A 19321-nucleotide genomic window follows, 5' to 3' on the forward strand; every position below is an offset into this window, starting at 1 on the left:
GTGGGAGCTGGGCTTGTGTGGGAGCTGGCTTGCCTGCGATGCAGACACCTCGGTCTTTCAGTTAGACCAAGGTGATGCCATCGCAGGCAAGCCAGCTCCCATAAAAGCCCGCTCCCACATTTTTTAGGGTGTTTGTTGGATCAGCGCTGGTGCACAAGTTGGCCCGCCGCATACGTCTGCAACACCGTCCGATCATCCCCCAGCGTCATCAGCACAAACAACGTCTCGGCAATGTTCTTCGCTTGCTTCAAGCGATAGCTCAGCAGTGGTGTGGCGTTGTAATCCAGCACCAAAAAGTCTGCATCCGTGCCCGGCTGCAACGTACCGATCTTGTCTTCCAGGCGCAGCGCCCGCGCGCCGCCCAATGTCGCCAGGTACAGCGACTTGAACGGGCTCAACCGCGCGCCCTGCAACTGCATCACTTTGTAGGCTTCGTTCAAGGTTTGCAGCAGCGAGAAGCTGGTGCCGCCGCCCACGTCGGTGCCAAGGCCCACATTCAATTTGTGCTTCTCGGCCATCGGCAAGTTGAACAACCCGCTGCCCAGGAAGAAGTTCGACGTCGGGCAGAACGCCACTGCCGAACCGGTCTCGGCCAGCCGCGCGCATTCGTCGTCACACAGGTGCACGCCATGGGCAAACACCGAGCGCTCGCCCAGCAGTTTGTAGTGGTCGTACACGTCCAGGTAGCCCTTGCGCTCCGGGAACAGCTCCTTCACCCACTCGACTTCCTGCTTGTTCTCACTGATGTGAGTCTGCATGTAGAGGTCCGGGTATTCGCCCAGCAATTGCCCGGCGAGTTCCAGTTGCTCAGGTGTACTGGTCGGGGCGAAACGCGGGGTGACTGCATAGTGCAGGCGGCCTTTGCCGTGCCAGCGCTCGATCAGCGCCTTGCTTTGCTGGTAACCGGATTCGGCGGTGTCGGTCAGGTAGTCCGGCGCGTTGCGGTCCATCATCACCTTGCCGGCGATCATGCGCAGGTCGAGCTTCTCGGCGGCTTCGAAGAACGCATTCACCGACTGCGGGTGCACGCTGCCGAAGACCAGTGCGGTGGTGGTGCCGTTGCGCAGCAGTTCCTTGATGAAAATATCCGCGACTTCTTCAGCGTGCGCCTTGTCGGCGAACTGGCTTTCGCACGGGAAGGTGTAGGTGTTCAGCCAGTCCAGCAACTGCTCGCCGTAGGCGCCGACCATGCCGGTTTGCGGCAAGTGGATATGGGTGTCGATCAGGCCCGGGGTGATCAGCGCGTCCTGGTAATGGGTGATGTCAATATCGGCGGGCAAGGTCGGCAGCAAGTCGCCGGCATGGCCAACAGCGCTGATCTGCCCGTTTTCGATGACCAGCAGGCCGTCTTCGAAATACGCGTAGGAGGCTTCGATCCCCACTTCAGCAGGGTCGGCGATGCTGTGCAGAATGGCGGCACGGTAAGCTTTGCGAGTCAAAGGCATGGTCGTCTCAATTCAAATGGCTTGGCTGCGACGTGAAGCCGGCAGCAGTTTGGCAATGGGTTCGGCGCTCGCGGTGTGCTGGCCGAAATTCGCGTTATAGGTGGCGATGATTTCGCCTGCGATGGAGATGGCGATCTCCACCGGCAATTTGCCCTTCACCTCGGTGAGGCCCATGGGGCAGCGCATGCGTTGCAGTTGCGCGGTGTCAAAGCCGCGGTCGCGCAGGCGGTGTTCGAACTTGACGCGTTTGGTCTTGGAGCCAATCAGGCCGAAGTAGCTAAAGTCACCTCGTTTGAGCAAGGCGGCGGTGAGTTCCAGGTCCAGCGCGTGATTGTGGGTCATGACGATGCAGTAACTGCCCGCCGGCAGGTCGGCAATTTCGTCGACCGGCTCTTCGCTGACGATTTTACGCACGCCCTGGGGGATGTGTTCCGGAAACTCCTGGTCGCGCGAATCAATCCAGCGCACCCGGCACGGAAGACTCGCCAGCAGCGGCACCAGCGCACGGCCGACATGGCCTGCGCCAAACACCGCAATCTGCGCTTGCACCTGGCCCATGGGTTCGAACAGCAACACCGTCACGCCGCCGCAGCACTGGCCCAGGCTGGCGCCGAGGCTGAAGCGCTCCAAGTGAGTGTTCTGCTGGCCACGCACGAGCATGTCGCGGGCGATCTGCATGGCCTTATATTCCAGGTGCCCGCCGCCGATGGTGTCGAAGGTCTGGGCGGCACTGATGACCATTTTCGAACCGGCGTTGCGCGGCGTGGAGCCGAGCTCTTCGATGATGGTCACCAGTACGCAGGGTTCGCCGCGGTTTTGCAGGTCGGCGAGGGCGCTGATCCAGTAATTCATGTTCACCTCAACATTTCTGTTGTCAGTTCGTCCGTCTTCGCGAGCAAGCCCGCTCCCACATTTGACAGTGTTCACACACCAAAAAATGTGGAAGCTGAGCTTCCCCACACTGGGTCTGCAAACCCGATCAAGTGTGGGAGCGGGCTTGCTCGCGAAGGCAGCACCTCGGTCTAGAGCGAAGCCATCTCGGTATCAGCCTCAACTACCTTCGCCGCCTGCAACTGCCGCATCTGCTCACACCCCCACAACACTCGCTCCGGCGTCGCCGGCGCATCAATCTTCGGCTGATGGCGATAGTCACCCAAACTCGCCACGGCATCCTTGATCGCGCACCACGAGGCAATCCCGAGCATGAACGGCGGCTCGCCCACGGCCTTGGAATGGAATACCGTGTCTTCCGGGTTCTTGCGGTTTTCCACCAGCTTCACGCGCAAATCCAGTGGCATGTCGGCCACGGCCGGAATCTTGTAGCTGGCCGGGCCGTTGGTCATCAGCTTGCCTTTGTTGTTCCACACCAGCTCTTCCATGGTCAGCCAGCCCATGCCCTGGATAAAGCCGCCTTCCACTTGGCCAATGTCGATGGCCGGGTTCAGCGAGGCGCCGACGTCGTGAAGAATGTCGGTACGCAGCATCTTGTATTCACCGGTCAGGGTGTCGACGATCACTTCGCAGCAGGCCGCGCCAAAGGCGAAGTAGTAGAACGGCCGACCACGTGACTGGCTGCGGTCATAGAAGATTTTCGGGGTTTTGTAGAAACCGGTGCTCGAGAGTGAGACCTGGGCGAAATACGCCTGCTGGATCAAGGCCTCAAACGTCAGAATCTGATCGCGTACCCGCACGTGACCGTTATGGAATTCCACATCCGCTTCACTCACGTCGTACTTGCGTGCGGCAAATTCCACCAGGCGCTGCTTGATGGTTTCGGCAGCATTCTGCGCGGCCTTGCCGTTCAGGTCGGCACCGCTGGAAGCGGCGGTCGGCGAGGTGTTGGGCACCTTGTCGGTGTTGGTCGCGGTGATCTGTACGCGGTCGATATCCACCTGGAACACTTCGGCCACCACCTGCGCAACCTTGGTGTTCAAGCCCTGGCCCATCTCGGTGCCGCCGTGGTTCAGGTGGATACTGCCGTCGGTGTAGATGTGGATCAGCGCACCGGCCTGGTTAAGGAAGCTGGCGGTAAACGAAATGCCGAATTTCACCGGGGTCAGCGCCAGGCCTTTTTTCAGGATCGGGCTGTGGGCGTTGTACAGGCGGATCGCTTCGCGGCGCTCGGCGTATTGGCTGCTGGCCTCAAGCTCGGCGGTCATCTCTTCGAGCATGTTGTGCTCGACGGTCTGGTAGTAGTGGGTGACGTTGCGCTCGGTCTTGCCGTAGTAATTGACCTTGCGCACGGCCAGCGGGTCGAGGGCCAGATGGCGGGCGATGGCGTCCATCACTTCCTCGATGGCGACCATGCCTTGCGGGCCGCCGAAGCCGCGATAAGCGGTGTTGGACGCGGTGTTGGTCTTGCAGCGGTGGCCGTTGACCGTGGCGTCGCCCAGGTAATACGAGTTGTCGGAGTGGAACATCGCACGGTCGACAATCGAGTTCGACAGGTCGGGCGAGCAGCCGCAGTTGCCCGCCAGTTCCAGGTTGATGCCGTACAGGCGGCCGGTGTCGTCAAAACCCACGTCATATTCGATATAGAAGGGGTGGCGCTTGCCGGTCATCAGCATGTCTTCGACGCGCGGCAGGCGCATCTTGGTCGGCTGGCCGGTGAGGCGCGCGACCACCGCGCACAGGCAGGCGGGGCTGGCGGCCTGGGTTTCCTTGCCGCCGAAGCCGCCGCCCATGCGGCGCATGTCCACGACGATTTTGTTCATCGACACGTCCAGCACTTCAGCCACCAATTTCTGCACTTCGGTGGGGTTCTGCGTGGAGCAATAAACGATCATGCCGCCGTCTTCGGTGGGCATCACCGAGGAGATCTGGGTTTCCAGGTAGAAGTGTTCCTGGCCGCCAATGTGCAGGGTGCCCTGGATGCGGTTTTTCGCCGTCGCCAGTGCACCGGCCGAGTCGCCGCGTTGGTGCGTGTGGCTGTCGAGCACGAAGTGCTTTTTACGGAAAGCCTCGACCACATCGAGTACGGGTTCGAGGTCTTCGTATTCGATGACGGCAGCCATCGCCGCCTTGCGCGCGGTTTCCAGATCGCGGGCTGCAACCGCCAAGACCACCTGGCCGACGAACTGCACGGTGTCGATGGCCAGCAGCGGGTCGCCCGGCATCAGCGGGCCGATGTCTTTCAGGCCGGGCACGTCTTCGTGGGTGATGGCGATACGCACGCCTTCAAAGGCGTAGCAGGGCGCGGTGTCGATGCTGATGATGCGCGCATGGGCACGGTCGGACATGCGCGCATACAGGTGCAGTTGATTCGGAAACTCCAGGCGGTCATCGATGTACTGTGCTTCACCGGACACATGCTTGGCGGCGCTGTCGTGCTTGACGCTGCGGCCCACACCGGAGGTGAGGTCCTGTGCGAACAACTCGGCGAGTTCGGCCTGGGTTTTTACCACGGCGTGATGGTTAGACATAAGCGGTCACCCGAGTCTCGATGTGCGGTGTTTGCAGTTCGATGAAGTACTTGCGCAGCAGGTTCTGTGCGCTGAGCAGGCGGTATTCCTTGCTGGCGCGGAAGTCCGACAGCGGGGTGAAATCCTGGGCCAGGGCGGCGCAGGCTTTCTCGACAGTGGCGGCGTTCCAGGTCGCGCCGATCAGCACGGTTTCGCAGTTCTTGGCACGTTTGGGCGTGGCAGCCATGCCGCCGAAGGCCACGCGGGCATCGCTGATTACACCGTTGTCGAGCTTCAGGTTGAACGCGGCGCAGACGGCGGAAATGTCATCGTCCAGGCGTTTGGACACCTTGTAGGCACGGAACAGCGCGTGGCCCTTGGGCACGATGATCTTCTCGATGAACTCGCTGTCCTGGCGCGCGGTGACGCGGTAGTCGATGAAATAGTCTTCCAGCGCCAGCGTGCGCCGGGTGTTGCCCTTGCACAGCACGATTTGCGCGCCGAGGGCGATCAGCAGGGGCGGTGAATCGCCAATCGGCGAGGCGTTGCCGATGTTGCCGCCGAGGGTGCCCTGGTTGCGGATTTGCAGCGAGGCGAAGCGGTGCAGCAGTTCGCCGAAGTCCGGGTATTCGTGGTGCAGCGCGGTGTAGCAGTCGGAGAGGGCGGTGGCGGCGCCGATTTCGAGGCGGTCGTCGAAGGCCTCGATGCGCTTCATTTCTTCAATGTTGCCCACGTAGATCATCACCGGCAGCGTGCGGTGGAACTGCGTGACTTCCAGCGCCAGGTCGGTGCCGCCGGCCAGCAGGCGGGCTTGCGGGTAGGCGTCGTAGAGGTCAGCCAGGTCGGCGACGGTGAGCGGGACGAGGCAGCGTTTGTCGCCGCTGTTGAGTTCACCGGTTTGCGTCGGCGCGATGGCTTTGAGCTGGGCGATGGTTTCGGCCTGACGGCTGTCGAACTGGTCCTGAGGCTTGTTGCAGCAGGCCTGCTCGGCGGCGGCAAGAATCGGGCGATAACCGGTGCAGCGACACAGGTTGCCGGCCAGGGCTTCATGGGCTTTCTGGCTGTCGGGGGCGTCGCTGTTTTTTTGCAACGCGAACAACGACATCACGAAACCAGGCGTACAAAAGCCGCATTGCGAGCCGTGGCACTCGACCATGGCCTGCTGCACGCTGTGCAGTTGGCCCTGATGTTTAAGGTCTTCGACGCTGATCAACTGCTTGCCGTGCAACGACGACACAAACGTCAGGCAGGAGTTGAGGCTGCGGTAGCGTATCTGCTCCGCGCCTTTTTCATCGGTGTGCAACTCGCCGACCACCACGGTGCATGCACCGCAATCGCCGCTGGCGCAGCCTTCCTTGGTGCCGGATTTGCCCAGGTGCTCGCGCAAGTAATTGAGCACGGTCAGGTTAGGGTCCAGGGCGTGCTCGCTACGGAGTTCCCTGTTAAGTAAAAACTGGATCACGGAAGGCCTCGCAGACTCATTATTGTTGTTAACCGCTTTGCGCCGAATCTAGTCATGTCTGACTTTTCGGTCAATTATTTTCTGACCAGAAGGTCAAGAAATTGCAGTTACAACCTATTCAATTATGGTTCAGTCTTCTGGAACTGGTGTTTTCAGGGGCTTCTGGCTTTTAATCGCTGCGTGTTTCATGCCAAATTCGCCCCCGTGGGCCCAGCGCCATCAGGCAGCATTTGCGCTACACTGCCGCGCTTGTGCCGATAGAAGATTTTGAAGGGTAAACATGACGTTCAAGGCGCCGGACAGTCTCGCCGAGCAAATTGCTCACCACCTCGCCGAACGTATCATTCGCGGCGATCTCAAGCCTGGGGAGCGGATCCAGGAACAGAAAGTCACGCTGGCACTCAACGTCAGCCGTGGTTCCGTGCGTGAAGCCTTGCTGATCCTCGAACGCCGCCACCTGATCGCGATCCTGCCGCGCCGTGGTGCCCACGTCACCGAACTCACCGCGCACAAGGTGCAGAGCCTGTGCACGTTGATGGGCGAGTTGTACATTCTGCTTGGCAATGCGGTTGCCGAAGGCTGGCAGACCCAGGCCGACATGGCGCCGTTCCTGCAGATCCAGCAACGCCTGATCGCCAGTTTCGAGCGCCAGGACATCCGCGCCTTTGTCGAAGAAAGCTTCAATGTGATGCGCGCCGCGTACCCCTTTGCCGACAACCCCTATTTGCAGGAAACCATCGACAATCTGCAGCCGGCGATGAACCGCGCCTATTACCTGGCGCTGGACCAACGCAAAGCGTCTATGAGCGAGTACCTGGAATTGTTCGAGCAACTGCTCGGCGCCGTGCTGGCCCGTGACTTGCCGCAGATTCGTCAAGTGCTGTCGGCCTACGGCCAGCGCAGTTGCTCGCTGGTCATCGCTGCGTTGGCGGACGCCTAAGCGTGCGGCTCAAGTGCATCAAACTGGCGGGGTTCAAATCCTTCGTCGACCCGACCACGGTGAACTTCCCCAGTAACATGGCGGCGGTGGTCGGGCCCAACGGTTGCGGCAAGTCGAACATCATCGACGCCGTGCGCTGGGTGATGGGCGAGAGCTCGGCAAAAAACCTGCGTGGCGAGTCGATGACGGACGTCATCTTCAACGGCTCCACCAGTCGCAAGCCGGTGAGCCAAGCCAGCATTGAGCTGGTGTTCGACAACTCTGACGGCACCTTGATTGGTGAGTACGCGGCCTATGCGGAAATTTCCATCCGCCGCAAAGTGACGCGCGACAGCCAGAACAGTTACTTCCTTAACGGCACCAAATGTCGGCGCCGCGACATCACCGATATTTTCCTTGGCACCGGCCTGGGCCCGCGCAGCTACTCGATCATCGAGCAGGGCATGATCTCCAAGCTGATCGAAGCCAAGCCCGAAGACCTGCGCAACTTTATTGAAGAAGCGGCCGGCATTTCCAAGTACAAGGAACGCCGCCGCGAAACTGAAAACCGTATCCGCCGCACCCACGAAAACCTCGCCCGCCTGACCGACCTGCGCGAAGAGCTGGAGCGTCAACTTGAGCGCCTGCACCGCCAGGCCCAGGCCGCCGAGAAGTATCAGGAATACAAGGGCGAAGAGCGCCAGCTCAAGGCGCAACTGTCGGCCCTGCGCTGGCAGGCGTTGAATGACCAGGTGGGCCAGCGCGAAGCGATCATCGGCACCCAGGAAATCAGTTTTGAAGCGCTGGTGGCCGAGCAGCGCAATGCCGACGCCAGCATCGAACGCCTGCGTGACGGCCACCATGACCTGTCCGAGCGCTTCAATCTGGTGCAGGGCCGCTTCTATTCCGTGGGTGGCGACATCGCCCGCGTCGAGCAAAGCATCCAGCACGGCCAGCAGCGCCTGCGCCAGTTGCAGGATGATTTGAAAGAAGCCGAACGCGCGCGGCTGGAAACCGAATCCCACCTGGGCCACGACCGCACCTTGCTGCTGACCCTCGGCGAAGAGCTGGACATGCTCACCCCCGAGCAGGAAATCACCAGCGCCGCCGCCGAAGAGGCTGCCGCCGCGCTGGAAGAATCCGAAACCACCATGCACGGCTGGCAGGAGCAGTGGGACACGTTCAACCTGCGATCCGCCGAGCCACGCCGCCAGGCCGAAGTGCAGCAGTCGCGTATCCAGCAGCTGGAAACCAGCATGGAACGCCTGGCCGAGCGCCAGCGCCGGATGCAGGAAGAGCGCGCGTTGCTCGCCGCCGACCCGGAAGATGCGGCGATCATGGCGCTGAGCGAGCAACTGGCCGAAAGCGAAATGACGCTGGAAGACCTAGAAGCCAGCGAAGAACAGCAAGTGGAGCGCCTGGAGCAACTGCGCCAGCAACTGCAACAGGCGACCCAGGCGCAGCAACAGGCCCAGGGCGATCTGCAGCGGCTCAACGGTCGATTGGCCTCGCTGGAAGCCTTGCAGCAGGCGGCTTTGGACCCTGGCACCGGCACGGCTGAGTGGCTGCGTGATCAGCATCTGGCCGAGCGCCCGCGCCTGGCCGAAGGTTTGAAGGTAGAAGCCGGTTGGGAGCTGGCAGTGGAAACCGTGCTTGGCGCGGACCTGCAAGCGGTGCTGGTGGACGATTTTGGCGGTTTCGACCTGGCCGGGTTTGCCCAAGGCGATCTGCGTTTGCTCAGCCCCGCCGCCGACGGCACGCGAGTGCCGGGCAGCTTGCTGGATAAAGTCGAGGCCGCGATTGATTTGTCACCGTGGTTGGGCCAGGTCAAACCGGTTGAGTCGCTGGAACAGGCGCTTGCGCAACGTGGCCAACTGGCCGCCGGCGAAAGCCTGATCAGCCGCGACGGCTATTGGGTCGGCCGCCACTTCCTGCGCGTACGTCGCGCCAGTGAAGCCGAAAGCGGCGTGTTGGCCCGTGGCCAGGAAATCGTCAACCTGACGGCCGAGCGCGAAGAGCGCGAAGCCACGCTGGAAAGCCTGGAAACCGAACTGCAAACCCTGCGCGCCACCCAGCGCCAGCAAGAGACCGGCCGCGAACACCTGCGCCGTCTGTTGCAGGACGAGGCGCGTCAGCAAGGCGAATTGAAAGCCCAGCTATCGGCGAGCAAGGCCAAGGTCGAGCAGTTGACCCTGCGCCGCACCCGCCTTGATGAAGAAGTCGCCGAGATGGGCGAGCAACGTGCGCTGGAGCACGAACAAATCGGCGAAGCGCGCCTGCAATTGCAGGAAGCCCTCGACAGCATGGCGCTGGACACCGAACAGCGTGAACTGTTGCTGGCCCAGCGCGACAGCCTGCGCGAGCGCCTTGACCGCGTGCGCCAGGAAGCCCGCCAGCACAAGGACCACGCCCACCAATTGGCGGTGCGCCTGGGTTCGCTGAAGGCTCAGCATAATTCTACGGCCCAAGCCCTTGAGCGCCTGGAGATGCAGTCCGAGCGCCTGACTGAAAAACGCGAGCAGCTGAGCCTCAACCTGGAGGAGGGGGAAGCCCCGCTCGAAGAGTTGCGCCTCAAGCTTGAGGAACTGCTCGACAAGCGCATGACCGTCGATGAAGAACTCAAGACCGCGCAGATCGCCCTGGAAGATGCCGACCGCGAACTGCGCGATGCCGAAAAACGCCGCACCCAGGCCGAGCAGCAATCCCAGCTGATCCGTGGCCAGCTCGAACAACAACGCATGGAATGGCAAGCCCTGACCGTGCGCCGCAAGACCCTGCAGGACCAGTTGCTCGAAGACGGCTACGACCTGCACGGCGTGCTCAATACCCTGACCGCCCAGGCCAACGAGAAGGACGCCGAGGAAGAACTTGAGCGTATTGCTGCGCGTATTCAACGGCTCGGCGCGATCAACCTGGCGGCCATCGACGAATACCAGCAGCAGTCCGAGCGCAAACGTTATCTGGATGCCCAGAACGCCGACCTGGTCGAAGCCCTGGACACCCTGGAAAACGTGATCCGCAAGATCGACAAGGAAACCCGTAATCGCTTCAAAGATACCTTTGATCAGATTAATGGTGGTTTACAGGCGTTATTCCCGAAAGTTTTCGGTGGAGGCAGCGCTTACTTGGAACTGACGGGCGAAGATCTACTCGATACAGGGGTAACGATCATGGCGCGGCCTCCGGGGAAGAAGAACAGCACCATTCATTTGTTGTCCGGTGGCGAAAAGGCACTGACCGCATTGGCCCTGGTGTTTGCCATCTTCAAGTTGAACCCGGCGCCGTTCTGCATGCTCGATGAAGTTGACGCCCCGCTGGATGACGCTAACGTTGGACGGTACGCGCGGCTGGTTAAAGAGATGTCCCAGACCGTGCAGTTCATCTATATCACCCACAACAAGATCGCCATGGAAATGGCCGATCAACTGATGGGTGTGACGATGCACGAACCGGGTTGTTCGCGTCTGGTGGCGGTGGATGTGGAAGAAGCGATGGCGATGGTGGAATCCTGAACCGGGCTTTGAAAGAGAATTTCCGGCAGGATGCAGGGTAATTGACCCGGCTGTGAAATATGGCAAATGGACATATTTGTTCAAGGCATTTTGACAGACGGTGTAAAGTTATCTTTGGTCGTGCTAGTTTAATGTCAAATTTTCGTATGCGTGGGCAAAACGTCAGTCAGAACATAGAGTTGGCGCCACGTTTTAAAGCGGTTTGGATGTTGCTAAACCCCTTATTTTTCAGCATTTTTTATTAGAGGCACGGGATTACATGGAAATCGGTCTGCGCGAGTGGCTGATCGTCATCGGCATTATTGTCATTGCCGGTATTCTTTTTGATGGCTGGCGCCGCATGCGCGGTGGCAAGGGCAAGCTCAAATTCCGTCTGGACCGCAACCTGTCCAACTTGCCTGACGACGACGGCAGCGCCGAGCTGCTGGGGCCGCCCCGTGTGCTGGACAACCATAAAGAACCGCAGTTGGACGAACACGACTTGCCGTCGATGAGCGCGCCGGTGCGTGAAGCCCGTGAACCGTCCTCCAAGCGTGGCAAGCGCAACAGCGCGCCGGTTGCCGAGCCGCATCAGGGCGACTTGAACCTCGATGTGGATGACGGCCCGAGCTTCAGCAGCCGCGATGACGATTTTCCGGACGAAACCCCGGCCAAGAGCAGCGCGCCACGCCAATCGGTCAACGACCAACCTGCCGCCGAAGAAGTGTTGGTGATCAGCGTGATCTGCCGCGACGCTGCCGGCTTCAAGGGCCCGGCCCTGTTGCAGAACATTCTGGAAAGCGGCCTGCGTTTTGGCGAGATGGATATTTTCCACCGTCACGAAAGCATGGCGGGTAACGGTGAAGTGCTGTTCTCCATGGCCAACGCGGTCAAGCCGGGCACCTTTGATCTGGACGATATCGACCTGTTCAGCACGCCGGCGGTGAGTTTCTTCCTCGGTCTGCCAGGCCCGCGTCATCCGAAACAAGCGTTCGACGTGATGGTGGCGGCTGCGCGCAAGCTGTCCCAGGAACTCAATGGCGAGCTCAAGGACGATCAACGCAGCGTCCTGACTGCCCAGACGATCGAACATTACCGTCAGCGCATCGTCGAGTTCGAGCGTCGCGCCCTGACACAGAAACGCTGAGGTTCGATCTTAAGCGTTGTCTGTAGAATCCGTGCACTAACATATTGAGCAGCTTCGGCTGCTCTTTTGCTTTATGAGAGAACACCCATGACCGCCGCCCACACCCGCATCCTCGAACTGCGCGCTGAACTGGATCAGCACAACTACCGTTACCACGTCCTTGACGAGCCGAGCATCCCGGACGCCGAGTACGACCGGCTGTATCACGAGCTCAAGGCACTTGAGGCCGAGCATCCGGAGCTGGTGACGCGGGATTCGCCGACGCAGCGGGTGGGCAGTGCGGCGCTGTCGGCGTTCACCCAGGTCAAGCATGAGATTCCCATGCTCAGCCTCGGCAACGCGTTTGATGAAACCACCATGCTGGAATTCGACCGCCGCGTCACTGAAGGCCTCGACCTGCCGGTGGGCGACCTGTTCGGCGGCGGTGCGGCCGTGGAGTACAGCTGCGAGCCAAAACTGGACGGCTTGGCGGTCAGCCTGCTGTATCAGGATGGCGAGCTGGTACGTGGCGCCACCCGTGGCGACGGCACCACGGGCGAAGACATCAGCGTCAATGTGCGCACGGTGCGCAATATCCCGTTGAAGCTGCAGGGCAGTGGCTGGCCCGCCACCCTTGAAGTGCGCGGCGAAGTGTTCATGTCCAAGGCCGGTTTCGAGCGCCTGAATGCCGCGCAACTGGAAGTCGGCGGCAAGACCTTCGCCAACCCGCGCAACGCCGCTGCCGGCAGCCTGCGCCAGCTGGATTCGAAGATCACCGCCAGCCGCCCGTTGGAGTTCTGCTGCTATGGCGTGACCACCGATATCAGCGACAGCCATATCGGCAACCTGCAGCAGTTGCAGAAGTGGGGCATGCCGATCAGCCACGAGCTGAAGCTGGCCAAGGGGATTGCGGACTGCCTGGACTACTACCGTGATATTGGCGAGCGGCGTAACAGCCTGCCGTACGAGATCGATGGCGTGGTGTTCAAGGTCAACAGCATTGCCTCCCAGCGTGAGCTGGGCTTCCGTGCCCGCGAACCACGCTGGGCTATCGCGCATAAATTTCCGGCGATGGAAGAGCTGACCGAACTGCTCGACGTGGAGTTCCAAGTCGGCCGTACCGGCGCTGTGACACCGGTGGCGCGCTTGAAGCCGGTGAAGGTGGCCGGTGTGACCGTTTCCAATGCCACCCTGCACAACATGGATGAAGTGGCGCGCCTGGGCGTGATGATCGGCGACACCGTGATCATCCGCCGTGCCGGTGATGTGATTCCGCAGGTGGTGTCGGTGGTGCTTGAGCGCCGCCCCGAGACTGCTCGTGCCGTGCCTGTTCCCGAGACCTGCCCGGTCTGCGGCTCCCACGTGGAGCGTACGCAATTGGTCAAGCGCAGCAAGGGCAAGGAAACCGTCAGCGAAGGCGCGGTGTACCGCTGCGTCGGGCGCCTGGCCTGTGGTGCGCAGCTCAAGCAGGCGATCATTCACTTTGTTTCGCGCCGTGCCATGGACATCGACGGCCTGGGCGACAAGACCATCGAGCAGTTGGTGGATGAAAAACTCATCGGTTCGCCAGCGGATCTTTACAAGCTCAAGTACGAGCAGATCATCGACCTGGAAGGCTTTGCCGATATCTCCAGCAAGAAGCTGATTACCGCCATCGAAAACAGCAAGACGCCGACCCTGGCGCGGTTTATCTACGCATTGGGCATTCCCGATGTGGGTGAGGAGACGGCCAAGGTGTTGGCGCGTTCGCTGGCCTCGCTTGAGCGGGTGCAGAAGGCCTTGCCCGAAGTGCTGACCTACCTGCCGGACGTGGGGCTGGAAGTGGCGCACGAGATTCACAGCTTCTTTGAAGACAGCCATAACCAGGAAGTGATCGGTGCGCTGTTGTCGCCAGAGGAATGCGCGCTGCAACTGCAAGACCAAGGCGAGCTGAGTGCCGAGTTTGCCGCCAGCACCACACTGGGCGGTTTGCTCGACAAGCTGCATGTGCCGAGCGTCGGCCCGGGCGCTGCGCAGAAACTCGCCGACAAGTTCATCACGCTGGAGGGCGTGATCCAGGCTGACTGGCTGGATATGCGTCAGGCCCTGCCCGAGAAACAGGCCAAGGCCGTGCGCGACTTCTTTGATAATGCGGATAACGCCAGTCACGCCCTGGCCATCGAGCAACAGCTCAAGGACTTCGGCATGCATTGGGACAGCGAAAAGAAAGTCGTCGAAGGCTTGCCGGAAGCTGGCCACACCTGGGTACTGACCGGCTCGCTGGAGCTGATGAGTCGTGATGTGGCCAAGGACAAGCTTGAAAGCCTTGGCGCCAAGGTAGCAGGCTCTGTTTCGGCGAAAACCCACTGCGTAGTGGCGGGCCCGGGCGCCGGTTCGAAACTGGCGAAGGCCACCGAGCTTGGCTTGAAGGTGCTGGACGAAGAAGCCTTTGTCGCCTTCCTGGCCACACACAACATCACCGTCTGACCCGATCCTGTAGTGAGGGAGCTTGCTCCCGCCGGGCTGCGCAGCAGCCCCCTCAGGAAAATGAACGATCTCTTCCCGCAGATGATCTAGTCTCTGTCATCAGGGGAGAGACCGCCATGTTCCGCTACTTCGAGCAGCTCAGTTCACGCATCGCCGCACCGTTCACGGCAGGCTCGTCGCGCAACAGCAAGGTCTGGCAGTGCCGTTGCGGGCAGGCGTTGTTCTTTCGCAACAGCCAGTGCCTGGCCTGCTCGGCGCTGCTGGGCTATCAGCCGCAACAAAGCCGCCTGTCCTCCCTGCAACCCGGCCCGGTTGCCGATACCTGGTTACAAGATGACAACCTCAACGCCGGGGCCTTCCGCCGTTGTGCCAATCTCGATACGCCCGCCGCCTGCAACTGGCTGATCCCCGCCCACAGCACCGCGCACCTGTGCGTGGCGTGCAGCCTCAACCGCACGATTCCTGACCTTTCGATCGCGGAAAACCCCGAGCGCTGGCGCAAGGTGGAAACCGCCAAGCGCCGCCTGGTGGCCCAATTGATAGGCCTCGGCCTGCGCGTGGTGCCCAAAAGCGTCGACGAGGAAAACGGCCTGGCCTTCGACTTTGTCGGCATTGATCTGGGCGGTAACGCGCCCATGACGGGCCACGCCAATGGCTTGATTACGCTTGATATCAAGGAAGCCGACGATGCCCATCGCGAGAAAGTCCGGGTGCAGATGCGTGAACCCTACCGAACCTTGCTTGGGCATTTTCGCCACGAGGTCGGCCATTACTATTGGGATCGTTTGATCGCCAATACCCACTGGCTTGAGTCTTTTCGCCGTGTTTTTGGCGACGAACGTGCCAGTTACGCCGATGCGCTCGACCACCATTACCAGAACGGCCCGCGCGCCGATTGGCAACAAACCTGTGTCAGTGCCTACGCCACCATGCATCCCTGGGAGGATTGGGCCGAGACGTGGGCGCATTACCTGCACATGATGGACGCTGTCGACACAGCGCTCGGTTTCGGCATGAGCGCCCGGGAGATGGACCTGGATTACCAGCCGTTCCCGCCCGACACGCTCTATGACCCCGAACACCCCGGTGGTGCCGCGTTCCTGTCATTCGTCAATGCCTGGATCGAGCTGGCCGGTATGCTCAACGAACTGTCGCGCAGCATGGGCCAGCCGGATTTCTACCCCTTTGTGTTGCCGCCGGCGGTCATCGCCAAGCTGCACTTCATTCATCTGGTCATTCAGGAGGAGGGTGGCCGGGCGGATGAGGTCGTCCAGGCGCAATAGCCGCTTTCTGTGCAAGCTGGCTTGCCTGCGATAGCCATAGGTATCTACACAACTTTAACTCTACGCATAAACCCGAGGAGATAGGGCTGTTGTGGTGAGCGGGCTTGTCCCGCGTTGGGCTGCGTAGCAGCCCCAAAGAGAAGAATGCGGTGGGTCAGGTACTCCAGCGCGTCCGGTTTTAGGGCCGCTTCGCAGCCCAGCGCGGGCGGTGCGACGATTCGACAAGCCCGCTCACCACAGGAAAATTCGGCCCTGAAAGTTGTGTAGATACCTATGCTGCGATAGCACCACCTCGATCCAACTGACCGACCGCGTCGCCTGCATCGCGGGCAAGCCCGGCTCCCACAGGGTGCGGTGTGGGTTCGGGGGCAGCAGGCAAGTGCTTGAACCATCGAATGTTTTTAATCCGGAACCAACAGTTGTAACTTCCGATGAGATCGGTACAATGGCCCCGCTTGCCGAGAGGCAGGCGTCGTTATGGTGACCCCATCGGTCCCCCCGCAACGATTACCCGTGAACCTGGTCAGAGCCGGAAGGCAGCAGCCACAGCGGGAACATTGTGTGCCGGGGTGTGGCTGGTGGGGTTGCCTCCAATCATTCAACTGATTGATTATTAACGGTTTTTCACCCTTCACCACGCGGTGGTACAAGGAGTGATACATCCGCGTCGACCATCCCATCCTACCTTTTGCTGTCCCGCCACTCGGTCTACTACTTCCGAATCGTGGTGTCGGATTTAATTCGCTCGTTGTTCCCTCCAATAGAGAAACTCTTCGGCCCCTGCAAACTCGTTGCAAGCAGGAGGCGCTGATTCGTGGGCGGGATGTTTTGGCCTAGTTCCAAGGTCTGTTCGCGCAAGCGTTCCAGGGCGTATACCCTTTGTTGAGCTTTTGCGCGTTGCGTGGGACGAGGGGGTAAGCCTCCCGTCCGTTGGGCGTCGTAGTGGTGCTTGGCGCTGCTATGCCTTTCCTGAAGTATTGAGGAAAATGCCCCCAGTCCCCTTGCAGTTTCCTAAAGTCTCACCCTTCGTGATCGTAAAGAGGCCTGTGCAGCAATTACCTGGGTTCCTTTCAGTGGTCGATGAACAAGTCGTCTAGCTTCCAGGGACCCTCTGGATTACACCTTCGGTTGGGCATCCCTTTGAAAAGGATGGCCTTGAACTTGGCGTATAGTATTGATCAAACAAGCATGGGCTGTTCGAAATGAAAGCTAGCGGGTTTCAAAAAACAGGTCGATGTGATGGGGGCTGTGTTGATGGGGGAGCAAAGGGTCGACTTCGTAGGTGTGTCGGTCGCACTGGATGGCTATTGCTCACAGCTCGATTACAGAGGAGGGCCCAGTAATGGGTGACGCAAACGAAGAAAATGTTGCGCAATGGCAATGGATGGCGGCTGAAACCTTGGCGGACCATCTGGTTCCGCTGCTTAAGCACCATGATGTCAAGTGGCGCGGGCATGGAATCATCTATATCGACAACCAGCATGACAACATCTGCATCGCGCACCAGTTACTCGTGGATCTAAGTGTAAGCCTCGGTGCGCCTATTTCTTTGGTGCGCTCTAGGTTGGTCGAGTTGGGCTGGCTCAAAGACATTCGCAACGCTTTACCTATTCAGAATAATGTCAGGCCGGGAGTTGAGAGTCTTTCACCTTGGGCCTTGGATTCCGATGAGGGAGATGAAGAGGATGACCCTGATATGAGTGAAGACTGTTACCGGGACTGATCTTGTGATACGTCCTGTTCTTTCTTGTCTATGAGGTTTTATGCTCCCGGAACATTTTGATTTATCTGGCCCTGTGTTCTTGCCCATCACGGAGGAGACCTGTGCTGGCTTGTTGGCTATCGAGGGTGTAAGTGCACTTAACACCATGACTGACCCGGAGCTGGCGGCGATGTTGGTCATCCAGAATCTGGCTCAGGCAGCAGAAAAAGACCTCAATTCTGGTGCGGCTGAGATAGTGTTGTCCAAGCTCATTGCATGGGCGGTCGACTCCCGGCATTCAGCGGCTTCAGGGTTGTTATCAGAAGCGCAGCGGTTGTTCGATCCACGGAAGTTGTACTTCGGTTTGAATGCCGTTAAAGGCTTGAATCTGCGCTTTCTTCTAGCTGATGAAGTATCGGCGAAGGATTACCTGCTGCCAGATGGTAAGTGGGATGTCGCGTACAAGATTCGCCATCGTAGATGCAACGACCCATTCAGCGAGCAGGTGGTTACACCCATACACCGTGAGCGTTGGCTGAGCGCTGCGCAAGACAAGTTGGTCAGGGTTTTTCGCGCAAATTTGGACGAAGACCTGCATGTTCAGGGTTACGCGGGGATAGGCAAGAGCCACATGCTTGGTGCCTTAATGGAGTATCTGCGGCCGGATAAAACGTTATTGCTGGCGCACACGCCCGGAAAATTGGAGGCTCTTCGTGAGCGTATGGGAGGGGCGCGTGATAGGAAAGCAGGTTGGACGTTCGGGAACTTTGCGCAAAGGTTACTGTATGTCCACAGGACTCAATCCGAAATTACGCCCGCCAGGATCCTTGGCAAGCAGACGCTAGCGGAGGAGCTGAATATCCTCGGTTTTCATAGCCATGATGCGCAAGCGACCGTTGATGTTTGCCTCAAGGTAATTGAGGGCTTTTGCCGCTCCAGGGGACATAGTCTGTCGGCCAAGCATCTGCCTCATTTCAAGCAGCCCTTGTCCAGCCTAGATGCGAAGGTGCTTCTTGAGTATTCGAGCCGGCTGTGGGGTTACGTTGAGGCAAACCCAGGTTGGGGCAGTCAGACCGGGTTCGAGGCATTACTAATGATAAAGCGGGCGAGCCTCGCGGGCTGCATGGTGCCTGCTCGTTATACGCATGTACTCATTGACGAGAGTCAGGATGTTCCCGAGTCGCTTTTGCAGATTATCGAGCGAGGGCGTCAGGTGTTGATAACGTTAGGGGACGAGTATCAACAAGCAGGTGGCGTGCCGGTCCAAAGAAAGCGTGAGGTGAGGCAAAGTAATATCAGCTACTCCGTGCGATCAGGGCGCAATGTCGAGCGATTGCTCAATCCCTTGATATCCCTGCATTCTCAGAAGAGTAAGGTCCCCTTCGAAGGCGCTCGAAATGCTGATGTTGGTATCGAAATGTATCCGGAGGGCTTCGTGCCGCCTGACGGTTGTGTGGTGCTGACTGCATCCCCTTGGGACACGGCAAAGTGGGCCATTCACCTGCACGACTCCAACTGCGCGTTCAGTTTGCCGGACAAAAAGGCACAGGACGATCTCAGGCATTTCATGAGCACTGTTATCGCATTGTTCAAGCCGGATTTCTACAATCCTGAACAAAGTGAAATGGGGCTGCACCCGTACTTCAGCGACATGCCCGATTGGCAGCAGGTGCGGGACGCTAACCTGTTCGATGAGTCGTTTTTATGGGTGGAGGCTCAACTAGAAAAAGGATTTAAGGTTGCTGATTTGACCCGATTGAACGGGATGGTCGGTCGCTCTGGTAAACGCTGCATGTTGATGATGGCAGAAGATGCGGGGGGTATGGAGTTCAATCGGGTCCTGCTGACGCCTGAGTTGCTCACCAACGTGAAGTTCAAGGATGCCTATGAATTCGATCAGAGGATCTGTGCCGTGTACATCGCGATCTCTCGCGCAAAGCAGCAGCTTTACGTTCCTTACGATGTGGTGGAATGGATTGAGTATCACAATTATCAGGGCTTCCGTGAGTCGCACGGCTACTGATTG

Annotated in this window: 11 protein-coding genes and 1 other RNA gene; 8 read left to right on the top strand and 4 right to left on the bottom strand. The window is 59.6% G+C overall.

Annotated elements, in window-relative coordinates; genetic code table 11:
* Positions 1-140: 140 nt before the first annotated feature.
* The 4 genes from guaD to xdhA all read right to left on the bottom strand — a co-directional run bounded on the left by guaD (position 141) and on the right by xdhA (position 6308).
* Positions 141-1445, bottom strand: coding sequence for a guanine deaminase (guaD, locus tag AB4P94_RS14445; RefSeq protein ID WP_395611084.1), 1305 nt, complete (start codon positions 1443-1445; stop codon positions 141-143).
* Between the two features lie 12 nt (positions 1446-1457).
* Positions 1458-2297 (bottom strand): xanthine dehydrogenase accessory protein XdhC, encoded by an 840-nt coding sequence (gene xdhC, locus AB4P94_RS14450; protein WP_395611085.1) that lies wholly within the window; start codon positions 2295-2297, stop codon positions 1458-1460.
* A gap of 170 nt (positions 2298-2467) precedes the next feature.
* Positions 2468-4867 (bottom strand): xanthine dehydrogenase molybdopterin binding subunit, encoded by a 2400-nt coding sequence (gene xdhB / locus AB4P94_RS14455; RefSeq protein ID WP_395611086.1) that lies wholly within the window; start codon positions 4865-4867, stop codon positions 2468-2470.
* Positions 4860-6308, bottom strand: coding sequence for a xanthine dehydrogenase small subunit (xdhA, locus tag AB4P94_RS14460; protein WP_395611087.1), 1449 nt, complete (start codon positions 6306-6308; stop codon positions 4860-4862). The genes xdhB and xdhA overlap by 8 nt, the downstream gene beginning before the upstream one ends.
* Positions 6309-6588: 280 nt before the next feature.
* On the opposite strand from xdhA, the gene AB4P94_RS14465 reads away from it, so the two are divergent.
* The 8 genes from AB4P94_RS14465 to AB4P94_RS14500 all read left to right on the top strand — a co-directional run bounded on the left by AB4P94_RS14465 (position 6589) and on the right by AB4P94_RS14500 (position 19318).
* A complete protein-coding gene (locus tag AB4P94_RS14465; protein WP_395611088.1) occupies positions 6589-7248 on the top strand; it encodes a GntR family transcriptional regulator in 660 nt (219 codons plus the stop codon).
* A gap of 2 nt (positions 7249-7250) precedes the next feature.
* Positions 7251-10739 carry a chromosome segregation protein SMC gene (smc, locus tag AB4P94_RS14470; RefSeq protein WP_395611089.1) on the top strand — a complete coding sequence of 1163 codons (3489 nt, stop codon included), beginning with the start codon at positions 7251-7253 and terminating at the stop codon, positions 10737-10739.
* 259 nt (positions 10740-10998) lie between these two features.
* Positions 10999-11865 carry a cell division protein ZipA gene (gene zipA / locus AB4P94_RS14475; RefSeq protein WP_178905080.1) on the top strand — a complete coding sequence of 289 codons (867 nt, stop codon included), beginning with the start codon at positions 10999-11001 and terminating at the stop codon, positions 11863-11865.
* Between the two features lie 87 nt (positions 11866-11952).
* Positions 11953-14310 (top strand): NAD-dependent DNA ligase LigA, encoded by a 2358-nt coding sequence (gene ligA, locus AB4P94_RS14480; RefSeq protein ID WP_395611090.1) that lies wholly within the window; start codon positions 11953-11955, stop codon positions 14308-14310.
* Positions 14311-14426: 116 nt separating this feature from the next.
* Positions 14427-15593 carry a putative zinc-binding metallopeptidase gene (locus tag AB4P94_RS14485; RefSeq protein WP_395611091.1) on the top strand — a complete coding sequence of 389 codons (1167 nt, stop codon included), beginning with the start codon at positions 14427-14429 and terminating at the stop codon, positions 15591-15593.
* Positions 15594-16080: 487 nt separating this feature from the next.
* Positions 16081-16177: signal recognition particle sRNA small type (gene ffs, locus AB4P94_RS14490), an RNA gene on the top strand.
* Between the two features lie 758 nt (positions 16178-16935).
* Positions 16936-17316 (top strand): hypothetical protein, encoded by a 381-nt coding sequence (locus AB4P94_RS14495; protein ID WP_395611092.1) that lies wholly within the window; start codon positions 16936-16938, stop codon positions 17314-17316.
* A 40-nt stretch (positions 17317-17356) separates the two neighbouring features.
* The gene (locus tag AB4P94_RS14500; RefSeq protein WP_395611093.1) at positions 17357-19318 is read left to right on the top strand and encodes a hypothetical protein; all 1962 of its coding nucleotides are present in this window, start codon (positions 17357-17359) and stop codon (positions 19316-19318) included.
* Positions 19319-19321 lie beyond the last annotated feature (3 nt).

This window comes from Pseudomonas sp. B22129, from assembly GCF_044218875.1.
Taxonomy (GTDB): Bacteria; Pseudomonadota; Gammaproteobacteria; order Pseudomonadales; family Pseudomonadaceae; genus Aquipseudomonas.